This window comes from Pseudoalteromonas sp. MIP2626, assembly GCF_013414205.1.
Classification (GTDB): Bacteria; Pseudomonadota; Gammaproteobacteria; order Enterobacterales; family Alteromonadaceae; genus Pseudoalteromonas; species Pseudoalteromonas nigrifaciens.
Map to the genome: position 1 here is coordinate 51,106 of NZ_JAATTW010000004.1, position 26,309 is coordinate 77,414.

Consider the following 26,309-nt stretch of genomic DNA (forward strand, 5'->3'; position numbering starts at 1 on the left):
AGAATTATGGATTTAATTAGAATTTTAAAAGCACAACTGGCCTTTGGTACTCATGCATTGCTTAATAAAGCAGATGCAGTGATTGAAAGTGGCGAGCGCGTGTGTGTTGTAGGTAGAAATGGTGCTGGTAAGTCAACGTTATTAAAAGTACTCGATGGTGAGGTTTTATTAGATGATGGTGAAATAAACCAGCTTGGTGGTATAAGAATTTCTCGTTTAGAACAAGATCCACCTAAAGGCGCAAGCGGCACTGTATTTGATTATGTTGCCCAAGGTATGCCTGAAATTGCTAGCTTACTGATTGATTTTCATCATGTGAGTACAGAGCTACAAACCGTATGTACCGATAAATTATTAAATAAACTTGAGCGTTTATCAAACCAATTAGAAGCGGTTGATGGCTGGCGTTTTGATAGTCGCATTCAAGTGGTTTTAACCCAATTAGAGTTAACACCTGATGCTAAGCTTGAATCACTTTCAGGTGGTTGGTTGCGTAAAGTTGCGCTTGCTCGTGCATTGGTTAGTGAGCCAGATTTATTATTACTCGATGAGCCTACTAACCACTTAGATATGGCAAGTGTTATGTGGCTTGAGCAATTTTTAAAAGAATTTAAAGGCGGCATTGTATTTATATCGCATGACCGTGCCTTTATTCGTGCTGTTGCAACGCGTATTCTAGATTTAGACCGTGGTAAATTAATATCATACCCTGGCGACTATGCTACTTATTTAGAGCAAAAAGCCCACGACTTAAAAGTTGAAGAAAGCCAAAACGCTTTATTTGATAAGCGTTTAGCCGAAGAAGAAACGTGGATACGTCAAGGTGTTAAAGCACGAAGAACGCGTAATGAAGGGCGCGTACGAGAACTTAAGCAACTACGTAACGAGCGTAAACAACGTGTTGACCAAGTAGGTAAAACAGACTTTAATATTGAAACGGCAGACCGTTCGGGTAAATTGGTATTTGAAGCTAAGCATCTTTGTCATGCATTTAAAGATAAAGTGATTGCAGATGACTTCTCAACCTTGGTTATGCGCGGCGATCGTATTGGTTTAGTTGGTCCAAATGGTATTGGTAAAACAACGTTATTAAAATTAATGTTTGGTAGCCTAGCCCCAGATAGCGGTGAAACTAAGCAAGGTGTTAATTTAGAATTTGCTTACTTTGACCAATACCGTGAAAAGTTAGACGAAGAAGCAACAGTACAAGACAACGTTGCTGAGGGTAAGCAAGAAGTAATGATGGGTGGTCGCTCGCGCCACGTATTAGGTTACTTACAAGACTTTTTGTTCCCGCCAGCACGTGCCCGTACGCCAGTAAAAGCGCTTTCGGGTGGTGAAAAAAACCGCTTGTTATTGGCTAAACTGTTTTTAAAACCGTCAAACATATTAGTGCTCGATGAGCCAACTAATGATTTGGATATAGAAACATTAGAGCTTTTGGAAGATATTATTAACCAGTATCAAGGCACCGTATTAATAGTAAGCCATGACCGTGAGTTTATTGATAATACCTGTTCTAGTGTTTGGGCATTTGAAGGTAATGGCAAGATTACTGATATTGTTGGCGGCTACAGTGATTACGAAGCCTATGTTAATTACTTAGCAGAGCAACAAAAAAGTCAACCACAGCAAGCAACTAAAAAAGTTGAAAAAGCACCTGCTGCGCCAGCAGTTAAAGCAGAGGCTAAAGGTAATAAGCTCTCTTACAAATTAAAACTTGAATTAGAGCAGCTGCCTAATAAAATGGAACAACTCGAAGCCGATGTTGAAATTCAACAAGCTATAGTTAGTGATGTTGATTTTTTTAAGCAAGACAGTGATATAACGGCTAAGGCATTGAACCATTTGGCAAAACTTGAGTCAGACCTTGAGGCCGCGTTTTCGCGCTGGGAAGAACTTGAAGAATTAAAAAATCAGTAGTAAGGACTAAAATGAAATATAAATTACTCGCTGCCAGTATTTTAGCAACAATGAGTACTTCAGCATTAAGTGCGACTTATCAATTAACGGAATTAGGTGCACTTGAAGGCGCGAAATATTCTTATGTTACCGATGTAAGTGAAAGTGGCCATATTATAGGTATAGCTAATGGCTTATATAATTTACCTGTAGATATTGAGCATATTGACTTTTCACTGAGTTTAATTCAAAACGCTTACACTAATGAAGTTAATGCATTTGAGCTTAGTGATAAAGATATTACTTTTACGTTAGATGACATTAAAAAAAACAATGCTGTAGCAACTAACGCAGATGCACATAGCTTCATGATTCGTTTTTTAGCTAATAATGTGTCGGCTAATTATCAGTTTCAAAAGTTAAGCTCACTAACCGCAATAAAATATGATAGTGGCGCTGCTGTTGAGCAAACTTTGTTTGATATAAACTCGCCAGATTACCCAGGTGTTACCCGCTCTGTAACTAACTTTTACAACGCTGTTGCAGAAGATGGCACTACAGTTGGTTGGGGCAGTGCTCCATTTGATAAAATAGAGTTTACCATAGAGGAAGAAACTGATCCTACATCATGGTTTACTCGTGACTTTATAGAGCGCGGTATTATTATATCTGAAAGCGGTATGGAAGTTCCTTTGGTACCCCGATTTAGTGAGTATGGTGGTACTAGCCAAGCCTCTGATATTGTAAAAGCCGCAGATGGTTATATTGTTGTTGGTAATATGTCACTTGGTATACCGCAAACGCGTCAAACCATTATTACTGATTACTGTAATGAAAAAGATGAGCCATTTTCAACCTGTATTGAAATTATTAATAATCAAACAACCCGTGGGATATTTAATAAGCAAGCAGCGAAATGGACGCTTGATAACGCATTTAATATCACGTCTACCGAAGCACTTGGTTTAGCTTTGGTGCCAGATGTGGATGAAATTGAAAATACCACGTTTATCAGTAATGCATTAGCAGTTAACAGCCAAGGGGTTGCTGTTGGTGTATCGAACACGCGTTATTATGATAATTATAGTACCATTTTAACTATGCCAGCTTATTTTAAAGATGGCAAAGCGGTTGAATTTATAAATCAACCAGATGGTTGGCAAGGCGGTAAGTCTTTAGCAATCAACGATAATAATGTTGTGACAGGTTATGCCACAAGGCGTATTGATGGCGCCTTACGTAATAAATTTTTCTATCATGATATAGCAACGGGTACTACAGTTTATCCAGACAGCTATTTTACGAGCTCAAGCTCATACGGTAACAGTATAAATAACCAAGGTTATATTGTTGGCGAAGGTGAGGTTGGTATTTCTGATAATTCACGTCGCTCAGCAGCGTTCATTTATAAAATAGGTGATGATAAAATCACTAATTTAAATGACTTATTGCCGTGTTACGGCATGGACGGTACTAGTAGTTATAGCTATAGCATGAGTGAAGCTAAAGTGATTAACGAAAATAATGAAATATTTGGTGTGGCCACTAAAACTGTTGAAAAGCGTGACTCATTAGGTAAAGTTGTAACCGATGTTAATGGTAAAACTGAATATGAAAGTGTTGCTGTAGCAGTAAAGCTTTCGCCAATCCCTAATGGCACGATAGAAGATTGTGCACCACCAGAGGCTGAAGTTTATGAACGTCGCTCTGCAAGCTTCTCTTGGTATGGATTATTATTATTACCACTCATTGCGTTTAGACGAGTATTTAGGTTTTAATAGAATTTAAATCGAAAATTTAAGCAGAGAAACAAAAAAAGCCCAAACTTGTTAAGTTGGGCTTTTTTTGTCTATAGTCATTATAACTATTGGCTACTTGTTACGTACTAACCATGCTTTTCTAACTGAACGCCGCCAAATAATATCTATTCCAAAATAGCCAATAATAGCGGCAACTGATGCCGACACCAAGGACCCAACTAAAAATGCTGGGCCAATAGTCGTTAAGCTTTCGATAAACCAAGGCCAACTTGCTTCAAAGGAAAAGTGTTGTTCTGGCTGGTTTAGTACTAGGGTGCCAATAAGATAAGAGCAGTAAAAAATAGGTGGCATGGTAACGGGGTTAGTTATCCATACTAAGGCTACTGAAATGGGCAGGTTTACCCTAAACACAATAGCGGTTGCTGCAGCTAGGACCATTTGAAAAGGAACAGGGATGAACGCAAAAAATAACCCGACAGCGAATGCACCACGCGCAGAGCGTCGATTTAAATGCCAAAGGTTCGCGTCTTGTAACAAACGGCCAAATATTTTAAGAGATTTGTGATGCCTAATTTTATTTGGATCGGGTAAAAATCGTTGGATCGTTTTTTTAGCCATTTAAAGCAACCATTTACATCAATGTGGATTAGTCTTGGATTTGTGTGCGGAAGTATTGCAACCGTATTTTACTTTCAAACCCTCGAATTTATACTCATCACAATTTCAATCCTAATTGCGAGCGCTTATTTTAAGCCGTTTTCAAATGTTTTGTTAGGCTTTATTTGCGCTATTTTTGCTATCTTAGTGCATTTCACACTTTTTTACTCGTTTGAGCTACCAGCGCAGGGTGAAAAGTATGCATATTCAGTAAAGTTAATTGTTGAAGACGTTGTATCAGCTAATGCTCCACAATATATAAAAGCAAAAATTATTAAGCTTGATGAACAAGATTACGCTTACTTTACCGCCCCTAGCGCTATGTTAAGTGTTGATTCAGCGCAAATATTAGAAGTAGGCGCAACCTTCAGTGCTCACGCACATTTAAAAAATTTTAGAAGCACAAAAAACTTTACTGTTTTTGACAATCAACTTTATGCATTTACGCAAAAAATATTTTTTAAAGGCAAAGTACTCAATAAAAATTTAATTATTACTGATACAAAAAGAAACCAACACGTTATAGCTTATCGCCACTATATTAAACACATATTTAAAGAGTCTAAGCTTAACTGGCTTTATTATACGCTGCTGACTGGCGACAAGTCCTTAATGAACTTTGAACAAAAGCTGACCATGCAAACGCTGGGGTTAAGCCACTTACTGGCAATTTCTGGGTTGCATATTTCGTTAGTATTTGGCTTTGCTTTTTTTGTAACACGGTCACTTGTAAGCCGAACCAGAATTAGAATAAAACAAACAATTAACCTAGCAACTTGTTATAGCTTAATGGGCTTTATAGCGGCATTTTTTTATGTATATTTAAGCGCTTTTATTGTCTCTGCGACCCGGGCTTTAATAATGCTAGGGTGCTACTTATTATTGTATTACCTAGCTAAACAATCGCTACGTTGGCGCAGTATTTTATACGCCTTGGTTTTAGTTTTAATGATTAACCCTTTTAATGTATTAAATCCAGGTTTGTATTTTTCATTTTTAGCTGTGGCTATCATCTTTATTGTTATTACAAAAGTACCTTTTAAGGGGGCTTCTGTTGTCGCTAAAGTAGGCATGTTATGTGCTATACAAGGGGCACTATTTATAGGTTTATTGCCTTTGTCGTTATACTTTTTTAATGGTGTGAGTTTGGCTGGGTTGGTCTTGAACTTAATCGCTATTCCGTTGCTCGCCTTTATCATTATGCCATTATTATTAGTGGTTGCGATATTGAGCAGTGTTATTGATATGAGCATGATAGTGTCGTTATTTGACCCCGTATTGTATTTTTTGTATCAACAATTAATGGCAATACCGCCAGGTTGGCGTTGGTTAAATGTGGGCACAATTACTATAGACATAGTGCTTTTTAGTTATGTAACCATGCTACTGCTGTATTTAGTGAAATTCAAATGGCTTGCTAGTATTCCGTTAAGTGTATTGCTGGTTGATAGTTACTTTACCCCCAAAAGTGATTGGCAAGTAAACATATTTGATGTTGGGCATGGCTTGATGGTGTTGTTAGAAAAAGATAACAATGCATTAATTTATGATTTTGGACCTAGTTATTTTAACCGTTTTAGCCGAACACGTAGTATTTTACTGCCGTATATAAAAGCTAATAACCTGAATATTGCTACCGCTATTTTAAGCCATCAAGATAACGACCATGCAGGAGGCATTAAACATTTTATAGAGGCAGGCTTTGAATCGACTCTCACTGCTTTTCATCCAAATGGCATACCCAGTTTATGCAAACCCATGACTGTGGATTTTTATGGGCTAAAAATACAAACATTTAGTTCAATTACTTTTAATAATAACAACGATGACTCCTGCGTAGTCAAAATTAGTAGCGCGCAACACAGTGTACTTTTTACCGGTGATATTTCTAAGCAACGAGAGCGCGCACTGATTGCCGCAGGATATAATTTAGCAAGCAATGTATTAATAAGCCCGCATCATGGTAGTGGTACTTCATCAAGTAGTGAGTTTATTGTGGCTGTTAACCCTAAAGTTGTGGTGCATTCGAGTGCTTACAAAGGACAATGGCACTTTCCTAATGATGAAGTGGTTGCGCGGTTTAATAAAATTGGCGCTGCGCAATATATTACTGGGCAGCAAGGACAAATTAGAATTAAATTTTATAGTACTAATTTGCATGTTGAAACGGCCAGAGGGCGTGAAAGTTATTGGTTTATTAAAGATTGACGTTTTGTTTTAGCCTCCCTGAGGATACAATAGGGGCTGTAACTGTATAAAGAGAGTGTTATGGATCAAAGTACTACACAAATTTATAAACGTCTTATTTCTTACGTTGGTGCGTACAGAACTGTCGCCATCGTCGCTATTATTGGCATGATAGGGTATTCAGGTATGGATGCTTTATTTATTCAGCTTATGAAGCCGTTTATTGACGAAGGTCTTAATGAGCGAAATGCTGATGTACTAAAATATGCCCCCTTTGTAGTTATTGCTTTGGTAATAGGACGTGGTGTATTTAACTTTATGTCGTCTTATTGTTTGAGTTATGTAGGCTCACAAGTTGTGCGCTCGCTGCGCCAAGAGTTGTTTGAACATATTTTACATTTACCGGTCTCGTTTCATGATAAAAATTCCACCGGCGATCTCATTTCTAAAATAACCTTTGATACCGAACAAGTACAACAAGCTATTACCAAGGCATTATTAATTGTAGTGCGTGAAGGTGCTTTTGTAGTATTTTTACTCGCAGTTATGTTTTATACCAGTTGGCAATTATCGCTGATATTTTTAGTTATTATTCCTTTAGTTGCAGTCATAGTAACTGTGGTGTCAAAGCGCTTTAGACACATTTCTAAAAGTATTCAATCAGCTATGGGGCAAGTTACTCGTAGCTCAGAGCAAATGCTAAGTGGTCACAAAGTGATCCATGGTTTTGGTGGCCAAAATCAAGAAATAGATCAGTTTTCAAAAGTAAATAATCATAATCGTCAGCAACGAATTAAAATGGACGCAACTAAAGCCTTGAGTGTATCAATCATTCAAGTATTGGCTGCCAGCGCTATGGCGGTTATTTTATGGGTTGTGTCAATGCCTTCGATGATTGACACCATAAGCTCGGGCGATTTTGTGGTATTAATTTCATCAATGATGATGTTACTTCGCCCGCTAAAACAGCTGGCTAATGTAAATAGTGATATGCAGCGAGGAGTTTCAGCTGCGCAAAGTGTGTTTTTAATACTCGACGAGGAAGTCGAAAAAGACACAGGTACAGTAAGCGTAGATAAAGTACAAGGCTTGATTGAAGTTAAAAATGTCACCTTTAAATACCCAACTAAAGATGAGCCGGTATTAAACAATTTATCGTTAACTATTAAAGCGGGTGAAAGCATTGCTTTAGTTGGGCGTTCGGGCTCAGGTAAATCAACTATTTCTAACTTATTGCCACGTTATTACGATTTAGAAGCGCCGAGTGAAATTTTACTCGATGGCATTGCACTGCATGATTATAAGCTAACCGATTTACGTCGTCAGTTTGCGCTAGTGTCGCAACAAGTGGTGTTATTTAACGACTCCATTGCCAATAATATTTGTTACGGTTTACAGCGTGAAATATCGGAGCAAGAACTGGAAAAAGTAGCCAAGCAAGCGCATGTATGGGAGTTTGTAAAAGACTTACCAGAGCAGCTAAATACTATGGTTGGCGAAAATGGGGTAATGCTCTCTGGTGGTCAACGCCAACGTATTGCTATTGCTCGTGCAATATTAAAAGATGCGCCTATTTTAATCCTTGATGAAGCAACATCTGCGCTCGATACTGAATCAGAAAAACTAATTCAGCAAGCACTCGAGGCATTAATGAAAGACAAAACCTCGATTGTAATTGCGCATCGCTTATCGACGATAGAAAATAGCGACCGAATTTATGTTATAGATAATGGCAGTGTTATTGAAAGTGGCGATCATTTAAGTTTACTGGCAAATAATGGCACTTATTCAGCATTATGCAAAATGCAATTTGGTGAGCAAGGGTGAGCAAAATTGAACAAAGCTGGTATCAGCCCGTCAGTTTAATTACTATATTATTACTGCCTTTAGCTGCACTGTTTTGGCTAATATCAACATTACGTAAATGGCTTTATACATGCGGTATACTAACGCAATTTAGTAGCAAAACACCTGTAATTGTAGTGGGTAATATTAGTGTTGGCGGCAATGGTAAAACGCCATTTGTACTGTGGCTACACGCTCATTTAACTCAGCAAGGTTTATCTGTAGGTATTATTAGCCGAGGCTACGGCGGGCATGCTAAGCAATATCCATTGCTTGTTGATCATAACAGTACTACGCTTGAGGCGGGCGATGAACCGATACTTTTATATCATCGTTTGCAGTGCCCCATAGCGGTTGGCCCAAACAGACAACAAAATATAGAATTACTGGAACAAACCTCTGCTATTGATGTAATTATATCTGACGATGGCATGCAACATTATAAAATGGCACGCAGTATTGAATGCTGTATTGTTGATAGTGCACGTCAATTTGGCAACGGTTTGTTAATGCCAGCAGGCCCGCTTCGCGAAACTAAAAAGCGCTTAAAGAGCGTTGATTTAGTGATAGAAAATGGCGGCAACAACCCACAACGTTATAATTTGCAGCCTGCAGCTTTAAAATCTGTGCTCAATAATAGTACGCTAACAGAGCCTATATTAACAGCCCACGCTGTGAGTGCTATTGGTAATCCGCTGCGTTTTGAACAGTCATTACAAGCACAAGGTATTACCTTAGTATCAACCCATCATTATCGAGACCATTATGCATACACTGCTGATGATTTTACTCAGTTTGGTGATGAAAATGTGTTAATGACCGAAAAAGATGCTGTAAAGTGTAGTGCTTTTGCAAAACAAAATTGGTATTACTTACCAGTGGATGCTCAACCTACCGATAGCGTTATAAACAAATTAAATTCATTATTAAAAGATAAAGGGATCCTCAATGGCCTTTGATACAAAATTACTCGAAATTATCGCCTGCCCAGTATGTAAGGGTAAATTACGTTTTGATAAAGAAAACAGCGAACTAATAAGTACAGCCGCTAAGTTGGCGTATCCGGTTATCGATGACATTCCAGTATTGCTTGAAAATGAAGCGCGTGAATTGTCACTTGATGAGGTACAAAAGTGGAATTCGTAGTTGTTATTCCTGCGCGTTACGCTTCTAGCCGTTTACCAGGCAAACCACTAGCCGATATTTGTGGTAAGCCAATGATCCAGCATGTTTACGAAAAAGCCTGTTTATCGGGTGCGAGTAAAGTTGTTATTGCGACCGATCATCAAAAAGTATTTGATGCTGTGAGTACCTTTACAAGTGATGTATTAATGACGCGTGAAGATCATCAGTCAGGCACGGAACGTTTAGCAGAGGTTGTTGATTTACTTAAGCTTGATAACAACACTATTGTAGTTAATGTGCAAGGTGATGAGCCATTATTGGCACCAGAAAATGTATCTCAAGTTGCCACGTTATTAAATGAATCAACTGCACCTATGGCCACTTTAAGTGTAGCGATAGAAGAGCAAGAAGACGTTTTTAATCCTAATGCAGTTAAAGTCGTTAGCGATATTAATAAAAATGCATTGTATTTTTCGCGTGCCAGTATTCCGTTTGATCGTAGCGCCATGATGGGCGAGCAGAGCACGCTGGATTTAACGCCGTTTCAACGCCATGTGGGTATTTATGCCTACCGAGCTGGTTTTATTAAGCAATATATTGAGCTAAGTGTGTCACCGCTAGAGCAGCTAGAATCACTAGAACAATTACGTGTGCTTTACCATGGCTACAATATTAAAATAGAGCAAGCGCATATTACTCCACAAGCGGGTGTCGATACGCCAGAAGATTTAGCTAAAGTAATTAGCTATTTGCAAAGTAAACACGCGTGAGCATTACGAATAAAGCCTATTTAAAAGTTGTGCATAGTCATAGAGACTTTTATATTTTAGCAAAACCTGCAGGGCTGAATTTTCATTCAGAAGACGCCGCAGGTTTTGTGGTATTAGCAGAGCAGCAATTAAATGAAAAACTCTTTGCAGTACACCGCCTCGATAAAGTGACCTCAGGCTTGCTTATTTTAGCGCGCAATAAACTCGCCGCCGCTAAATTTACGCAAATGTTTACTGAGCACACAATTAATAAGTTTTACTTGGCTATTAGCGACGCCAAGCCTAAAAAAAAGCAGGGTTGGATAAAAGGCGATATGGCAAAATCACGCCGTGGTACTTTTAAGTTACTTACAACAACAGCTAATCCTGCTATTAGTCGTTTTTATTCTGTAAGTTATAAACCCGGTTTTAGGGGGTATATTTTAAAACCTTACTCAGGTAAAACGCACCAATTAAGAGTAGCGCTAAAAAGTATAGGCGCACCTATATTAGGTGATACCTCTTATGCAGGTGCGCATAGCGCACGTACTTACTTGCATGCATTTGCGCTTGATTTCTTATGGAATGAGCAGCAAATACAATTTACTCTTTTACCCGATAATGGGGATGAGTTTACACAATTAATTAAACATCAAGATTTTCAAGCATGGAAAACACCATGGCAACTGGATTGGTAAATGACTGAAAAAGTAACAGACATACGTTTTGGCGGGATCAAACGTTTATACGGACAACGACAGTTTGACTGGTTACAGCAGGCACATTTTTGTGTTGTTGGCATTGGTGGTGTTGGTAGTTGGGCCGCAGAAGCATTGGCGCGCACTGGGGTTGGCAAATTAACCCTAATAGATTTAGATGATATTTGTGCCACTAATGTAAATAGACAAATACACGCACTTACCGGCACCATTGGCCAAGCTAAAGTGGAGGCGATGAAAGCGCGTTGTGAGTTAATTAACCCACAATGTGAAGTGCAGGTGATTGATGACTTTATTACTTTAGATAACATTCATGAGCATATTCAGGGCTTTGATTATGTTATTGATTGTATTGACGCAGTGAAAGAAAAAGCGGCATTAATTGCGCATTGTAAACGCAATAAACTAGCTGTAATTACTACCGGCGGCGCAGGTGGGCAAACTGATCCGGGGCAAATTACGTTTGGCGATGTGGCTAAAACTACCCAAGATCCACTCTTAGCTAAAGTGCGTTATATTTTACGCAAGCAATATAATTTTAGTAATAACCCTAAGCGTAAGTTTAATATTGATTGTGTATATTCAACAGAGCAGCTGGTATACCCAGGCAGTGATGGCAGTGTTTGCCATGCTAAGCAAAATGCCGATGGTAGTATGAATATGGATTGTAATAATGGCTTTGGCTCAGTGACTATGATCACTGGCAGCTTTGGCTTTTTTGTAGCTGCAAAAGCCGTTCGTAAATATTTAGATAAAAAACAGCGTTTACTTAGTTCCCAAGCATAACGCTGCTTATAATTTAACCGGATCTTGAGTTAATTTAACTTATTTTTTGTTTAGCCATGGTTTGAATCGTCTCTACCATGGCTTTAATACCATTCCCTCTAGATGGACTTAAGTGGCTAATTAACCCTAGTTTTTCAAACTCTTGATAGGCGTTTATCTCCAGTACTTGCTCTGGGGTAAGGCCATTGTATAGCGCTAATATTAAGGCAAGTAAGCCCTTTACAATACGGGTATCAGAATCACCTATCACCACGAGTGTATTTTCGGTTAAATCAAACTCCACAAATAGCCACACTTTACTTTCGCAGCCAGGGACTAATGCGCTGTCTATTTTCAAAACGTCAGCAAGTACTGGTAATGTTTTACCAAGTAACATTATTTCTCGGTATTTTTGCTGCCATGCAGGTGCATTTTTTATCCCTTGGGCTGCTTTATTAAAAGTATTTGTCATATTCTTATCCAACATTAGTCTAATAGAGCAATGCATTTTTGTAGTGCATCAATAAAATTATCTACATCTGTATGGTTATTATAGAAAGCTAAGCTTGCTCTAAGGGTGCCATTGACCCCTAAATGCGCCATTAAAGGCTGAGTGCAATGATGGCCACTGCGCAGTGCAACCCCATATCCGTCAAGTAAAGTTGCCAAATCGTATGGATGCTCATCTTTATAGTTAAAACATAAAGTGCCAATATTATGCTTAAGGTCACTAAATAGGGTGATGCCATCAATTTGCTGTAGTCTATTGGCTGCATAATTAAATAGCGTTTGTTCATATTCAATTAAAGCAGGATGATTTAATGCATTTATATACTCAAGTGCTGCACCAAAGCCTAATACGCCGGCAATATTTGGCGTCCCCGATTCAAACTTTGCCGGTGCATCGCGATAAGTGCTGTGCGTTAAGGTTACGGTTTGGATCATTTCTCCCCCGGTTTGGTATGGGGTGAGGGCATTTAATTGCTCGTAGCGGCCATATAAGCCACCTAAACCGGTTGGCCCCAGCATTTTATGGGCAGAAAAAACGTAAAAATCACAATTAAGTGTGCTTAAATTAGCTTTTAAATGCATTGCCCCTTGTGCGCCATCAACCAGTACTAATGCGCCTACCGCTTTCGCACTGGCAATCAACGGCGCTAAATTAGTGATATTACCAAGCGCATTAGAGGCTTGGCTAATGGCCAATAACTTAGGTTTATGCTGCTTTATAAATTCACAGCATGCAGGTATATCAAAGGTGGCATCGTCGTTAAGCGGTAAAATAGCAAGCTTAGCACCAGTTTGCTGAGACAAAACCTGCCAAGGTACAATATTAGCATGATGCTCAATAGGCGTAATAATGATGGTATCGCTGGCTTTTATTTGATTTTTTAAGCCATTAGCGACTAAGTTTATAGCTTCAGTTGCCCCTTTAGTCCATACAATTTCATTACTATTAACACCAAAAAATTCTGCAGCTTTATCGCGTACTTGCTCATAACGATAAGTAGCCTGCTCACTGAGGGTATGGCGTCCACGATGTACGTTCGCGTTTTGCGCTGCATAAAACTCTGCCGTGGTATCAATAACGCATTGTGGCTTTTGTGTGGTTGCCCCAGAGTCTAAATAAGTTAAAGTTTGGCTATTAATCGTTTGATTTAGGATAGGGAAATCATTACGTATTTTAGTGATATCAAACGTGGAAACAGACATAAGCTCATTTAATTAGTCAATTTAGGGCGAGAATTGTAATCTGTTTAAGATAATTCTCAAGTGCTGAGTAACAAAAAAGGCCGCAATAGCGACCTTTTAAAATACTTAAGCAATATTACAGCGAATTAACGCTTGTCAGTTGCTTTGTAGTCACGTTGTGTGTAACCCGTGTAAAGCTGACGTGGGCGGCTGATCTTATGACCAGGTTGAGATAGCATCTCATCCCAGTGAGTGATCCAACCAACAGTACGTGCCATTGCAAAAATTACAGTGAACATGCTTGTTGGAATACCGATCGCTTTTAAGATAATACCTGAGTAAAAATCTACGTTAGGGTAGAGTTTCTTCTCAACAAAGTACGGGTCTTCAAGCGCAATTTGCTCAAGCTTCATTGCAATATCAAGCAATGGATCTTGAATATTTAGCTCAGCAAGTACTTCGTGACACGTTTGACGCATTACCGTTGCACGTGGATCAAAGTTTTTGTAAACACGGTGACCAAAGCCCATAAGACGGAACGGGTCTGACTTATCTTTTGCTTTAGCTACGTATTCGTCAATGCGATCAACAGAACCAATTTCTTCTAACATGTTTAAACATGCTTCGTTAGCGCCGCCGTGTGCAGGGCCCCAAAGAGATGCGATACCAGCAGCAATACAAGCATATGGGTTAGCACCAGATGAACCTGCAAGACGTACAGTAGACGTTGATGCGTTTTGTTCATGATCAGCATGAAGCATGAATATTTTATCCATAGCTTTAGCCGTTACAGGGTTAACTTTATACTCTTCAGCAGGTACAGAGAACATCATATGTAAGAAGTTTTCGGCGTAGCTTAAATCGTTACGTGGGTATACAAATGGTTGGCCAATGTTTGTTTTATAAGCCATAGCTGCAATAGTAGGTAACTTAGCTACTAATTTAATTGCACTTGTTTTGCGTTGGCTTGCGTCTGTAATATCAAGATCTTCATGATAAAAAGATGATAAAGCACCAACCACGCCACATAGCATTGCCATAGGGTGTGCATCAAAACGAAAACCTTGGAAGAAAGTTGCAATTTTTTCATCTAGCATAGTGCTGCGAGTGATTTGTTGTGCAAATTCTTCATACTGCTCTTTTGAAGGTAACTCACCGTTTAATAGTAAGTAACATAGCTCTACATAGTTAGAGTCTTCAGCAAGCTGCTCAATTGGGTAACCACGATGAAGTAGAACACCTTTGCCGCCATCAATATAAGTAATTGTAGATTCACAAGAGCCAGTCGACATAAAACCTGGATCGTAAGTAAAGTGACCATGTGAACCTAATGTACGTACGTCAATTACATCCTGGCCAGCAGTACCTTGATAAATTGGAAGTTCGATTGGATCTAGACCATCAATATGGACTGTGGCTTTCTTATCCGCCATCTATGTATCTCCTATTAAGATAACTATTCTGATTTTATACTCTAAAATCTGTTTTAAGCACATCTTCTCATTTTAACGTGAAAGAGGGGTATAAAGTCAATTTTTATAAGCATTATGCGTATACGTATAATAAATATTCGGTATGGTTTGAATATTATACCATTGGCTAATTTGCAAATGGCTCTAACTAAACAAGAATTGTAAAAAGGCCTGCGGCTATATATACTGTCGAAGGTTTTTAACCGTATTGTATTTAGGTAAACATATTTTTACATTATAATTTTTGCATTATAGTGAACTTTATTTGTAAAGAGACGTTTATTTTGATAGTTCCATCAGAAATATTTGGTGGGTTTTAGAAAAACAAGTAGATGAGCCCCACTGTGGGCAAGATGGGCAAGTAACTGTGAAAAAGCAAAGACCTGTAAATCTAGATCTAACAACTATATCTATGCCGGCAACGGCTAAAGCGTCAATTTTCCACCGCGTCACCGGTGTTGCATTATTTTTTGCTTTAACGTTTGTCATTTGGGCTTGGTCAGAGTCTCTTTCTTCTGCTGAAGGTTTTGAATTCGTCAAGGGTCTGTTTAACGGATTCATTGCCAAATTTATTGCTTGGGGCACCGTGTCTGTATTGGGTTATCACCTTATTGGTGGTATTCGCCATATGATTATGGATATGGGACATTGGGAAGAACTTGAATCAGGTAACCTCAGCGCTAAAATTGCAATGGCTCTTGGCGTTGTGTTTGCCGTATTGGCAGGGGTGTGGATATGGTTTTAAATCAAGCAACTCTTAAACGTGATGGTGTACAAGATTTCGTATCTTTACGTACCACGGCATTAATAATAAGCGCGTATGCGATTTTTATTATCGGCTATTTTTTAGCAACGCCAGAAGTCACTTTCGAAGCCTGGACAGGCCTCTTCTCTAACCTAGCAATGAAAGGGTTTACTTTAATTGCCCTGGTTTGCATTATGGTTCATACCCGCATTGGCCTTTGGCAAGTTCTAACAGACTATGTTAAGTGCGCTAAGCTTCGTGCTGTTTTAGGCTTTGTACTAAACCTAATGGCCTTTGCTTACGTAGCTATTGGTCTAATCGTATTATGGGGTGTATAAGTGAAATATTCTGTTCGTGAATTTGACGCCGTAGTAATCGGTGCCGGTGGTGCAGGTATGCGCGCTGCTTTAGCTATTACTGAGTCTGGCAAAACGTGTGCTTTAATCTCTAAAGTATTTCCAACTCGCTCACACACTGTATCAGCACAGGGTGGTATTACAGTAGCGCTTGGTAACTCGCACGAAGATAACTGGGAATGGCACATGTACGATACCGTTAAGGGCTCCGATTTTATCGGTGACCAAGACGCTATTGAATATATGTGTCAAACAGGCCCAGAAGCTATTACTGAATTAGAAAACATGGGTCTCCCATTTTCTCGCTTTGAAAATGGCCGTGTTTACCAACGTCCTTTCGGTGGTCAATCGAAAAACTTTGGTGGTGAACAAGCTGCACGTACTGCGGCAGCTGCCGATCGTACTGGTCACGCACTATTACACCTTCTTTATCAACAAAATGTTAAAAACAAAACAAATGTATTCTCAGAATGGTATGCACTTGATTTAGTTAAAAACGATAATGGTGATGTAGTAGGTTGTACTGCAATTGAAATTGAAACAGGTGAAATCACTTATTTCAAATCTAAAGCAGTAGTATTAGCAACAGGTGGTGCGGGTCGTATTTTTGCATCAACTACTAATGCGCACATCAACACCGGCGACGGCGTTGGTATGGCAACACGTGCTGGTATTTCTATGCAAGATATGGAAATGTGGCAGTTCCACCCAACGGGTATTGCTGGCGCGGGTACGCTAGTAACTGAAGGTTGTCGTGGCGAAGGTGGTTATCTTTTAAATAAAGATGGCGAGCGCTTCATGGAACGTTATGCACCAAACGCAAAAGACTTAGCGTCTCGCGATGTGGTTGCACGTTCAATGATGACTGAGATCCGTGAAGGTCGTGGTTGTGATGGTCCTTGGGGTCCTCACCTTAAGCTAAAACTAGATCACTTAGGTGCAGAAACACTAAATCTGCGTCTTCCTGGTGTATGTGACCTTGCTAAAACATTTGCTCACGTTGACCCTGCAAAAGAACCAATTCCAGTAATTCCTACATGTCATTACATGATGGGTGGCGTGCCAACCAACGTAAATGGTCAAGCGCTACAAATCGACGCAAACGGCAAAGAAACAATCGTTGAAGGTTTGTTTGCGGTAGGTGAGATTGCCTGTGTATCAGTACACGGTGCTAACCGGTTAGGTGGTAACTCATTACTTGATTTAGTGGTATTTGGTCGTGCGGCCGGTAACTTCTTAGGTAAATACCTAAATGATGTTGAAATTTCTAAAGCGGCATCAGAGTCTGATTTAGAAACATCACTTGCACGTTACAATCGTTGGGAAAATTCAACGGCTGGCCAAGGTGAAGATCCAGTTCAAATCAAAAAAGACTTACAGCAATGTATGCAACTTAACTTCTCGGTATTTCGTGAAGGTGACTCAATGGCTGCTGGTCTGCAAGAACTTAAAGAAATTCGTGAACGTCTGCAACATGCACGTCTTGATGATAAATCATCAGACTTCAACACGCAGCGTATTGAATGTCTTGAACTAGATAACTTAATGGAAACAGCTTACTCAACTGCAGTAGCTGCAAACTTCCGTACCGAAAGCCGTGGTGCACATTCTCGCTTTGACTTCCCAGATCGTGATGACGAAAACTGGTTATGTCACTCAGTATTTAATCCGTTAACGGATGAAATGAGCAAGCGTGACGTAAACTACGCGCCTAAGTCGCGTGAAGCTTTCCCACCTAAAGCACGTGTGTACTAGGAGATAGACGATGGCACAAGTACAATTTTCAGTTTATCGTTATAATCCCGATGTTGACAACGCACCTCGTATGCAAGAATACACCTTGCAAACAGAGGAAGGTCACGACATGATGGTTTTGGATGCACTTATTCTTTTAAAAGAACAAGATCCAACATTATCTTTCCGTCGTTCATGCCGTGAAGGTGTGTGTGGATCTGATGGTGTTAACATGAATGGTAAAAATGGTTTGGCATGTATCACTCCTTTATCTACGCTGCAAAAAGGTGGCAAAGGTAAAATAGTAGTGCGTCCATTACCAGGCTTACCTGTGGTTCGTGACCTTGTTATTGACATGAGTCAGTTCTACACTCAATACGAAAAAGTTAAACCGTATCTAATTAATGACACGCCAGCAGCTGGCGAGCGTCTTCAAACAATCGAAGAACGTGATAAGTTAGATGGGCTTTATGAGTGTATTTTATGTGCATGTTGTTCAACATCGTGTCCTTCGTTCTGGTGGAATCCAGACAAGTTCATTGGTCCAGCAGGCCTTCTTCATGCTTACCGTTTCTTGGCTGATAGCCGAGATACAGCAACAGAAGAGCGTTTAGCTGACTTAGACGATGCTTTCAGTGTGTTCCGTTGCCACAGTATAATGAACTGTGTTAGCGTTTGTCCTAAAGGTCTTAATCCGACCAAAGCAATTGGACAAATAAAATCTATGTTATTAAACCGAGCGGTTTAATTACTTAGTAAATGTAGGATGGCTAATACTAATTAGTCATCCTGTTATCATAACTATTAATTTCTGCGCTAAAGAAAAGGGCTTATAAATGCACGAAGGTGTGATGAAGGCATGGCTAGAATCTTCACATTTAAACGGCGGTAACGTTGCTTATATTGAAGAGCTTTATGAAGCGTATTTAGACGATGCGACTTCGGTGCCAGAAGAATGGCGAGAAGTGTTTGAACAATTACCTAAAGTTGATGGTGTGGATGTTGAAGTAAAACATTCAGAAGTTCGAGCACAGTTTGCGGCGCTTGCTAAAAACAAGCATAGAGAAGTAGTGGTAGCAGAGGGCAGTGGCGGTGACCTTAAACAGGTTAAAGTATTGCAACTTATTAATGCTTTCCGTTTTCGTGGACACCAAAATGCTAACTTAGATCCGTTAGGTATTTGGCAGCGAGAGCGCGTACGAGATTTAGAGCTAGATTACCACGACCTATCCAATGCTGACTTTGACCGCGAATTTAATGTAGGATCGTTTGCTGTAGGGCGCGATACTATGCCTCTAGGTGAGTTATACCAAGCACTAAAAACCACATATTGTGGTTCTATTGGCGCCGAGTATATGCACATCACATCAACAGAAGAAAAACGTTGGTTACAACAGCGTTTAGAGTCTGTTCAGTCTAGGCCAAAATTCAATAAAGACGAAAAGCTACGTATCCTTAAAGGATTAACCGCAGCCGATGGTCTTGAAAAATATTTAGGGGCTAAGTTCCCAGGTGCTAAGCGCTTCTCACTTGAAGGTGGCGATGCGTTAGTACCTATGCTTAAAGAGCTGATTCACCGCGCTGGTGAAAGTGGCCAAAAAGAAGCTGTTATTGGTATGGCTCACCGCGGCCGTTTAAACGTTCTTGTGAACGTACTTGGTAAAAATCCATCAGAGTTATTTGATGAGTTTGCCGGTAAACACAAAGACACGTTAAGCTCGGGTGATGTTAAATACCACATGGGTTACTCATCTGACTTTGCTACTAAAGGTGGCAATGTGCACATGGCACTTGCGTTTAACCCATCGCATCTTGAAATTGTAAATCCAGTGGTTATGGGCTCAGTACGTGCTCGTTTAGACCGCTTAGGTGACAGCTCAGGTATTAAAGCACTGCCAATTACAATTCATGGCGACTCAGCAATTGCTGGTCAAGGTGTTGTACAAGAAACATTTAACATGTCACAAACAAACGCCTTTAGCTGTGGCGGTAGTATTCGTATAGTAGTAAATAACCAAGTTGGTTTTACAACGTCTAAACAAGACGATGTACGTTCTACTCCATACTGTACTGACATTGCTAAAATGGTGCAGTCGCCAATATTTCATGTTAATTCTGACGATCCAGAAGCAGTGGCATTTGTTACTCAACTGGCACTTGATTTCAGAAACCAATTTAAGCGTGACGTTGTAATTGACCTTGTTTGTTACCGTCGCCATGGTCATAACGAAGCTGATGAGCCTAATGCTACTCAGCCTGTTATGTATCAAAAAATTAAAAAGCATCCAGTTCCACGTTTAATTTACGCTGATCAATTAATTGCCGAAGGCTCATTCACTGAAGATGAGGTTAAAGCACTTGTTGATGATTACCGTAATGGTTTAGACGAAGGTAATTGTGTGGTTGATGAAATACAGCCAGAAACATCACATTCATCAGATTGGGCAAAGTATGTTGGCCATGAATGGAGTGTTGATTACGATGCAAGTGTCTCGGTTGAAAAACTAAAAGAGCTTGGCAACATAGTGTCTAGCTACCCAGAGAGTCATAAAGCGCAATCGCGCGTGAAGAAAATTTACGACGATCGTAAGCTAATGGCATCTGGCGAAAAGCCGCTTGATTGGGGCATGGCAGAAACACTAGCTTATGCAACTATTGCAGCAGAAGGCACAGATATTCGTTTTACTGGACAAGATTCTGGTCGTGGTACTTTCTTCCATCGCCATGCGGTAGTACATAGTCAAGCCGATGGTGCGACTTACACTCCACTTGAGCATGTTGGTAAAGATCAAGGTACTTTCCAAGTATTCGATTCAGTTCTTTCTGAAGAAGCGGTTGTTGCTTTTGAATATGGTTACGCAACGGCAGAGCCAACGTCATTAATTATTTGGGAAGCACAGTTTGGTGACTTTGCAAACGGCGCACAAGTTGTATTTGATCAGTTTTTAAGCTCGGGTGAGCAAAAGTGGGGGCGTTTATGCGGCCTTACTATTTTATTACCACATGGTTACGAAGGCCAAGGTCCAGAGCACAGCTCTGCACGCTTAGAGCGCTTTTTACAACTTTGTGCTGATCACAATATGCAAGTATGTGTACCTTCAACGCCAGCGCAAGTATATGCAATGCTTCGTCGTCAATCAGTTAGACCATTGCGTCGTCCACTGATTGTTATGACGCCTAAGTCATTACTACGCCATCCGTTAGCAGTGTCTTCGCTAGAAGAACTCTCTGCAGGTGTTTTTCATAATGTGATTGACGAAATTGATGATATTAACCCTGAGAAAGTAGAGCGCGTTATTTTTTGTAGTGGTAAAGTTTACTATGAACTATTACAAGAGCGCCGCAAGCTTGAACAAGATAATATTGCTATCGTACGTGTAGAGCAGCTTTACCCGTTCCCACACGACGAAATGAAAACTATTATAGAGCGTTACCAGCACGTAACTGATTTTGTATGGTGTCAAGAAGAGCCGCAAAACCAAGGTGCATGGTATTGCTCGCAACATCACTTCAAAGATGCTATTCCACAAAACGCTAAACTAACGTATGCGGGTCGTAAGGCTTCAGCATCACCAGCATGTGGTTATATGTCAGTACATACTAAAGAACAACAAGCGCTCGTTGCCGACGCGCTTACTATCGAAAATAAAGGATAAGCAATGAGCACAGAAATTAAAGTTCCTGTTCTTCCTGAGTCGGTTGCAGATGCTACCGTTGCTACATGGCATGTAAGTGTTGGCGACAAAGTAACTCGCGACCAAAACTTAGTAGACATTGAAACAGATAAAGTGGTTTTAGAAGTTGTTGCGCAACATGACGGTGTGATTACTGAAATTACACAAGAAGAAGGCGCTACGGTACTTGGCGATCAAGTTATCGGTTTACTTGGCGATGCTGATGCAGCACCAGCAAGTGAAGATGCACCAAAAGAAGACTCTTCAACTGAAGAATCTGCAGCAACTAAATCAGAAGACGCGCCAGCGGCGCAATCAGCACCAGCATCAGAAGGTAAAGAAGTGGATATTAAAGTTCCTGTACTTCCAGAATCAGTTGCAGACGCAACAATTGCTACATGGCATGTACAAGCAGGCGACGCAGTAACTCGCGATCAAAACTTAGTAGATATTGAAACTGATAAAGTGGTACTTGAGGTTGTTGCTCAAGAAGACGGTATCATGGGTGAAATAATCCACGGCGAAGGCGACACTGTATTAGGCGAGCAAGTAATTGGTTCGGTTAAAGCGGGCGGCGCTCCAGCAGCACCAGCTAAAAAAGCAGACGCAGCTGCACCAGCAGCAAGTGAGTCAAACGACAGCTCTGATGTGTTAACACCTTCAGTACGTCGTTTAATTGCTGAAAAAGGCCTAGACGCTGCAAAAATTAAAGGCACGGGTAAAAACGGTCGTGTAACTAAAGAAGACGTAGATACTTTCTTAAAAGCACCTGCACCAGCGGCAAAAGCAGCACCAGCGGCGGCACCTGCAGCAGCAATGGGCGATCGTACACAAAAACGTGTTCCTATGACGCGTTTACGTAAAACAATTGCTAAGCGCTTACTTGAAGCGAAAAACTCAACTGCAATGTTAACAACATTCAACGAAGTGAACATGGAACCTATCATGAGCCTTCGTAAGCAGTATCAAGAAGTGTTTGAAAAGCGCCACGGTATTCGTTTAGGTTTCATGTCTTTCTACGTGAAAGCGGTTACTGAAGCACTTAAGCGCTTCCCAGATGTAAATGCATCAATTGATGGTGACGATATTGTTTATCACAACTACTTCGACATCAGCATCGCTGTATCTACACCTCGTGGTCTAGTAACGCCAGTACTTAAAGATTGTGACAAGTTATCAGTTGCAGAAATCGAAAAAGGTATTCGTGAGCTAGCACTAAAAGGTCGTGATGGTAAGCTAACACTTGATGATATGACGGGTGGTAACTTCACTATTACAAATGGCGGTGTATTTGGTTCTTTACTATCTACTCCTATCATTAATTTACCGCAGTCTTCAATTTTGGGTATGCATAAAATCCAAGATCGTCCAATGGCTGTAAACGGTAAAGTAGAAATACTTCCTATGATGTATTTAGCACTTTCTTATGACCACCGCATCATTGATGGCAAAGAATCTGTTGGCTTCTTAGTAACAATTAAAGAGTTACTTGAAGATCCAACACGCTTATTACTGGATGTTTAATTTAGTTGTATGAAATGTAAGCTGTGAATGAACATTCACAGCTTTTTTTTTGCGCCTTTGGTCATACTGGGGTTTTCATGTTAAGCCTTGGGATCTATACTATGGTCGCAATTTGGGATAGTTGTTTATTTGAAAAAATATTCGGCTCTTTTAGTATAAAAATTTGGATAAAGCATCATGAATTTGCATGAGTATCAGGCAAAACAACTTTTTGCCGAATATGGTTTACCAGTTTCTACAGGTTACGCTTGCGATACACCTGAAGAAGCTGCAGCTGCTGCTGAAAAAATTGGCGGCGATATGTGGGTTGTTAAAACTCAGGTTCACGCAGGTGGACGTGGTAAAGCTGGCGGTGTAAAGCTAGTAAAAACTATCGACGAAGTTAAAGCGTTTGCAGCTAACTGGTTAGGTAAAAACCTAGTTACTTACCAAACAGACGAGAAAGGCCAGCCAGTTGCTAAAATTTTAGTAGAAAGCTGTACTGACATCGCCAACGAATTGTACCTAGGTGCAGTTGTTGACCGTGCATCTCGCAAAGTTGTTTTCATGGCGTCTACTGAAGGCGGCGTTGAAATTGAAACTGTTGCTGAGGAAACACCTGAGCTTATCCATAAAGCTGAGATCGACCCATTAGTAGGTCCTCAAGCTTATCAAGCACGTGAACTAGGTTTCAAATTGGGTCTTAACCCAGTACAAATGAAACAGTTTGTTAAGATCTTTATGGGTCTTGGTAAAATGTTCACTGATTTTGATTTCGCATTACTTGAAATCAACCCGCTTGTGATCACAGACGAAGGTAACCTTCACTGTCTTGACGGCAAAATCGGTATCGATGGTAATGCACTTTACCGTCAACCTAAAATCCGTGAATTCCACGATCCTTCACAAGAAGATTCACGTGAAGCACATGCAGCAAGCTTTGAGCTTAACTACGTAGCGCTAGATGGCAACGTTGGTTGTATGGTTAACGGTGCAGGCCTAGCAATGGGTACTATGGACATCGTAAATCTACACGGTGGCAAACCGGCTAACTTCCTAGATGTTGGCGGCGGCGCGACTAAAGAACGTGTTTCTGAAGCATTCAAAATCATTCTTTCTGATGATAATGTTAAAGCTGTTTTAGTTAACATCTTTGGCGGCATCGTACGTTGTGACATGATTGCTGAAGGCATCATTGGCGCAGTTAAAGAAGTAGGCGTAAACGTACCAGTAGTTGTACGTTTAGAAGGTACTAACGCTGAACTAGGCCGTGAAGTTCTTAAAAACTCTGGTCTAGACATCATCGCTGCTGAATCACTAACAGACGCTGCTGAAAAAGTAGTTGCTGCTGCGGAGGGCAAATAATGTCTGTATTAATCAATAAAGATACAAAAGTTATCTGTCAAGGTTTCACCGGTGGCCAAGGTACTTTCCACTCAGAGCAAGCGCTTGAGTACGGTACACAAATGGTTGGTGGCGTAAGCCCAGGTAAAGGCGGTCAAACGCACCTTGGTCTTCCTGTATTCAATACAGTGCGTGAAGCAGTACAAGAAACTGGCGCAACTGCGTCTGTTATCTATGTACCAGCACCTTTTTGTAAAGATGCAATCTTAGAAGCAATCGATGCAGGCATCGAGCTGATTGTTTGTATCACTGAAGGTATTCCTACACTTGATATGGTTGATGTTAAAATCAAACTAGATCAAACAGGTACACGTATGATCGGTCCTAACTGCCCAGGTGTTATTACTCCTGGTGAAACTAAGATTGGTATCATGCCTGGTCATATCCACAAACCTGGTAAAGTAGGTATTGTTTCTCGCTCTGGTACATTAACGTACGAAGCAGTTAAGCAAACTACTGATGCTGGTTTTGGTCAGTCTACATGTGTTGGTATTGGTGGCGACCCAATTCCAGGTACTAACTTTATCGACGTTTTAGAAATGTTCGAAAAAGATCCACAAACTGAAGCGATCGTAATGATCGGTGAAATTGGTGGTACTGCAGAAGAAGAAGCTGCAGAGTACATCAAAGCACACGTTACTAAACCTGTAGTATCTTACATTGCTGGTGTTACTGCACCAGAAGGTAAGCGTATGGGTCACGCTGGCGCAATCATTGCCGGTGGTAAAGGTACTGCTGATGAGAAATTTGCTGCACTAGAAGCTGCGGGCGTAAAAACTGTACGTTCACTTGCTGATATCGGTAAAGCACTTAAAGAGAAAACAGGCTGGTAATCGCTTTTTTGCTCTAAAAAGGCTCGCTAATGCGAGCCTTTTTGTTATCTGCACTTTTACTTTTACACTTAGTATAGGTAGCTTATATGCTGATAAAACCGCACTGATAAATCTTGGCGTTGTTTATTTATAGCTAACTCATCGCACAAAGTATGAATCGTTTTCTCTACTTGATTCATAAACCGCCCATAGCCCATTTCATTATTATTATGCTGCGCAGCTACCACTACAAAATGCAGTGTTTCTACTAATTTATCTTCATTAAATAGCGCTTTAATTTGCACTTGATCAGTCTCTATGTCAAAGCTTAACTTTTGTAATTCTTGATTACCGTCATTTTTATCAATGCTGCTATTACGAATAATTGGTATAGCGCCATTAGCAACCATAGCCCCGTGGGTTAACTTATTGGTATTACAAATTTGGGTAAATAAATCGGTAAAGTATGTATAAAATTGCTTAAAATCACGATTATTTATTTGTGTTTGAAATTGCGTTTTGATTGCTCGTGACACTGGAATAGCGAAGGTTGCATAGCTCATTTGGGCATGATCACTGGGAATATTACACTGCCTTGACTGGTAGCGAGGGTAGAGGCTACGCAGTTTATAACCGTAGGTTTGTTTATTGCCTTTATCTTTAGCAAATAAGTCATAGGTTAAATGTTGATGATCGCGCAGTTTAAACAGTGGTTGTTCTAAAAATAACTGCTGTTGTAAATTATTTAATACCTTTTGTACTTTGCTATGAAACAGTGCTGAATTTGCACGCAGATCGTCACCGGTTGCTAAAAATAACAGCCTGATTTTTTTACTGGCTATATTTTCAGTGTAGTACGCTTTATGTGCTTCGTGGTAGCGAGGGTTATAAAAAAACAACATTTGTTTATTCGTTTCAAGCTGATACGACTCATCGTTAAAGCGTACTACAGGTAGTTTGTCGTTCGCTAATAAATGCACATTGTGTAAGCCAAGCTCATCACAGCAAGAAAAAAGCTCACGTGCTATACGCTCATAACAACAGTTAATATTACTAAAGCTTTTATAAAAATCAGTGGTAGGGGTTATTTCAGCTAAAAGGTAGTGATTGGTACGGGCATTGGTTGGAATATAAACACGGTGTTGATTTTGTATAGCCATCATGGTTCCTTTAAGTCAGGTTATTTGCTTACTATAATGGCCTTTGAT

General features: G+C 40.1%; 22 protein-coding genes. 17 read left to right on the plus strand and 5 right to left on the minus strand.

Going from position 1 to position 26,309, the window contains the following annotated elements; translation table 11 throughout:
• Positions 1-6: 6 nt before the first annotated feature.
• Both HC000_RS04030 and HC000_RS04035 read left to right on the plus strand, forming a co-directional pair.
• A complete protein-coding gene (locus tag HC000_RS04030) occupies positions 7-1,923 on the plus strand; it encodes an ABC transporter ATP-binding protein (protein WP_179807009.1) in 1,917 nt (638 codons plus the stop codon).
• An 11-nt stretch (positions 1,924-1,934) separates the two neighbouring features.
• Positions 1,935-3,680, plus strand: coding sequence for a DUF3466 family protein (locus HC000_RS04035; protein ID WP_179807010.1), 1,746 nt, complete (start codon positions 1,935-1,937; stop codon positions 3,678-3,680).
• Between the two features lie 93 nt (positions 3,681-3,773).
• Here HC000_RS04035 and HC000_RS04040 read toward each other — a convergent pair whose 3' ends face one another.
• The gene (locus HC000_RS04040) at positions 3,774-4,280 is read right to left on the minus strand and encodes a DUF2062 domain-containing protein (protein WP_179807011.1); all 507 of its coding nucleotides are present in this window, start codon (positions 4,278-4,280) and stop codon (positions 3,774-3,776) included.
• Between HC000_RS04040 and HC000_RS04045 the strand changes: the two genes are divergently transcribed.
• Genes HC000_RS04045 through tcdA form a run of 7 tightly spaced genes read left to right on the plus strand, consistent with a single transcriptional unit; the run spans position 4,260 to position 11,730 of the window.
• Positions 4,260-6,527, plus strand: a complete 2,268-nt coding sequence (locus HC000_RS04045; protein ID WP_179807012.1) for a DNA internalization-related competence protein ComEC/Rec2 — start codon at positions 4,260-4,262, stop codon at positions 6,525-6,527. The two genes, HC000_RS04040 and HC000_RS04045, sit on opposite strands and share 21 nt — an antisense overlap.
• A 60-nt stretch (positions 6,528-6,587) precedes the next feature.
• The gene (gene msbA, locus HC000_RS04050; RefSeq protein ID WP_179807013.1) at positions 6,588-8,333 is read left to right on the plus strand and encodes a lipid A export permease/ATP-binding protein MsbA; all 1,746 of its coding nucleotides are present in this window, start codon (positions 6,588-6,590) and stop codon (positions 8,331-8,333) included.
• On the plus strand, positions 8,330-9,310 hold the full coding sequence (gene lpxK, locus HC000_RS04055; protein ID WP_011328338.1) for a tetraacyldisaccharide 4'-kinase: 981 nt from the start codon (positions 8,330-8,332) through the stop codon (positions 9,308-9,310). Before msbA ends, lpxK begins: the two co-directional genes overlap by 4 nt.
• Complete coding sequence (locus HC000_RS04060) at positions 9,300-9,497, plus strand: Trm112 family protein (RefSeq protein ID WP_011328337.1); 198 nt, start codon at positions 9,300-9,302, stop codon at positions 9,495-9,497. Before lpxK ends, HC000_RS04060 begins: the two co-directional genes overlap by 11 nt.
• Positions 9,485-10,246, plus strand: a complete 762-nt coding sequence (kdsB, locus tag HC000_RS04065) for a 3-deoxy-manno-octulosonate cytidylyltransferase (protein ID WP_011328336.1) — start codon at positions 9,485-9,487, stop codon at positions 10,244-10,246. The genes HC000_RS04060 and kdsB overlap by 13 nt, the downstream gene beginning before the upstream one ends.
• Positions 10,243-10,923: a TIGR01621 family pseudouridine synthase gene (locus HC000_RS04070; RefSeq protein WP_179807014.1), complete on the plus strand. Its 681-nt coding sequence runs from the start codon at positions 10,243-10,245 to the stop codon at positions 10,921-10,923. Before kdsB ends, HC000_RS04070 begins: the two co-directional genes overlap by 4 nt.
• Positions 10,924-11,730: a tRNA cyclic N6-threonylcarbamoyladenosine(37) synthase TcdA gene (gene tcdA / locus HC000_RS04075; RefSeq protein ID WP_179807015.1), complete on the plus strand. Its 807-nt coding sequence runs from the start codon at positions 10,924-10,926 to the stop codon at positions 11,728-11,730. It abuts the gene before it with no gap.
• A gap of 34 nt (positions 11,731-11,764) precedes the next feature.
• Here the strand turns inward: tcdA and HC000_RS04080 are convergent, their stop codons facing one another.
• The 3 genes from HC000_RS04080 to HC000_RS04090 form a co-directional block, all read right to left on the minus strand.
• Complete coding sequence (locus tag HC000_RS04080; protein ID WP_011328333.1) at positions 11,765-12,181, minus strand: SufE family protein; 417 nt, start codon at positions 12,179-12,181, stop codon at positions 11,765-11,767.
• A gap of 14 nt (positions 12,182-12,195) precedes the next feature.
• On the minus strand, positions 12,196-13,422 hold the full coding sequence (locus HC000_RS04085; RefSeq protein ID WP_179807016.1) for a SufS family cysteine desulfurase: 1,227 nt from the start codon (positions 13,420-13,422) through the stop codon (positions 12,196-12,198).
• A 125-nt stretch (positions 13,423-13,547) separates the two neighbouring features.
• Positions 13,548-14,834 (minus strand): citrate synthase, encoded by a 1,287-nt coding sequence (locus tag HC000_RS04090; protein WP_011328331.1) that lies wholly within the window; start codon positions 14,832-14,834, stop codon positions 13,548-13,550.
• Between the two features lie 406 nt (positions 14,835-15,240).
• On the opposite strand from HC000_RS04090, the gene sdhC reads away from it, so the two are divergent.
• From sdhC to sucD, 8 genes are all read left to right on the plus strand, one after another.
• Positions 15,241-15,618 carry a succinate dehydrogenase, cytochrome b556 subunit gene (gene sdhC, locus HC000_RS04095; RefSeq protein ID WP_011328329.1) on the plus strand — a complete coding sequence of 126 codons (378 nt, stop codon included), beginning with the start codon at positions 15,241-15,243 and terminating at the stop codon, positions 15,616-15,618.
• Positions 15,609-15,956, plus strand: a complete 348-nt coding sequence (gene sdhD / locus HC000_RS04100) for a succinate dehydrogenase, hydrophobic membrane anchor protein (protein WP_011328328.1) — start codon at positions 15,609-15,611, stop codon at positions 15,954-15,956. Before sdhC ends, sdhD begins: the two co-directional genes overlap by 10 nt.
• Positions 15,957-17,729: a succinate dehydrogenase flavoprotein subunit gene (gene sdhA, locus HC000_RS04105; RefSeq protein ID WP_011328327.1), complete on the plus strand. Its 1,773-nt coding sequence runs from the start codon at positions 15,957-15,959 to the stop codon at positions 17,727-17,729.
• A 10-nt stretch (positions 17,730-17,739) separates the two neighbouring features.
• Entirely contained in the window at positions 17,740-18,456 is a 717-nt protein-coding gene (locus HC000_RS04110; RefSeq protein ID WP_011328326.1) for a succinate dehydrogenase iron-sulfur subunit, read from the plus strand.
• Positions 18,457-18,544: 88 nt separating this feature from the next.
• A complete protein-coding gene (sucA, locus tag HC000_RS04115; protein ID WP_011328325.1) occupies positions 18,545-21,364 on the plus strand; it encodes a 2-oxoglutarate dehydrogenase E1 component in 2,820 nt (939 codons plus the stop codon).
• Between the two features lie 3 nt (positions 21,365-21,367).
• The gene (odhB, locus tag HC000_RS04120) at positions 21,368-22,906 is read left to right on the plus strand and encodes a 2-oxoglutarate dehydrogenase complex dihydrolipoyllysine-residue succinyltransferase (RefSeq protein WP_011328324.1); all 1,539 of its coding nucleotides are present in this window, start codon (positions 21,368-21,370) and stop codon (positions 22,904-22,906) included.
• A gap of 177 nt (positions 22,907-23,083) precedes the next feature.
• Complete coding sequence (sucC, locus tag HC000_RS04125; RefSeq protein ID WP_011328323.1) at positions 23,084-24,250, plus strand: ADP-forming succinate--CoA ligase subunit beta; 1,167 nt, start codon at positions 23,084-23,086, stop codon at positions 24,248-24,250.
• Complete coding sequence (gene sucD / locus HC000_RS04130; RefSeq protein ID WP_011328322.1) at positions 24,250-25,122, plus strand: succinate--CoA ligase subunit alpha; 873 nt, start codon at positions 24,250-24,252, stop codon at positions 25,120-25,122. Before sucC ends, sucD begins: the two co-directional genes overlap by 1 nt.
• Positions 25,123-25,190: 68 nt before the next feature.
• Here sucD and HC000_RS04135 read toward each other — a convergent pair whose 3' ends face one another.
• Positions 25,191-26,261, minus strand: a complete 1,071-nt coding sequence (locus tag HC000_RS04135; protein ID WP_011328321.1) for a DUF3083 family protein — start codon at positions 26,259-26,261, stop codon at positions 25,191-25,193.
• Positions 26,262-26,309 lie beyond the last annotated feature (48 nt).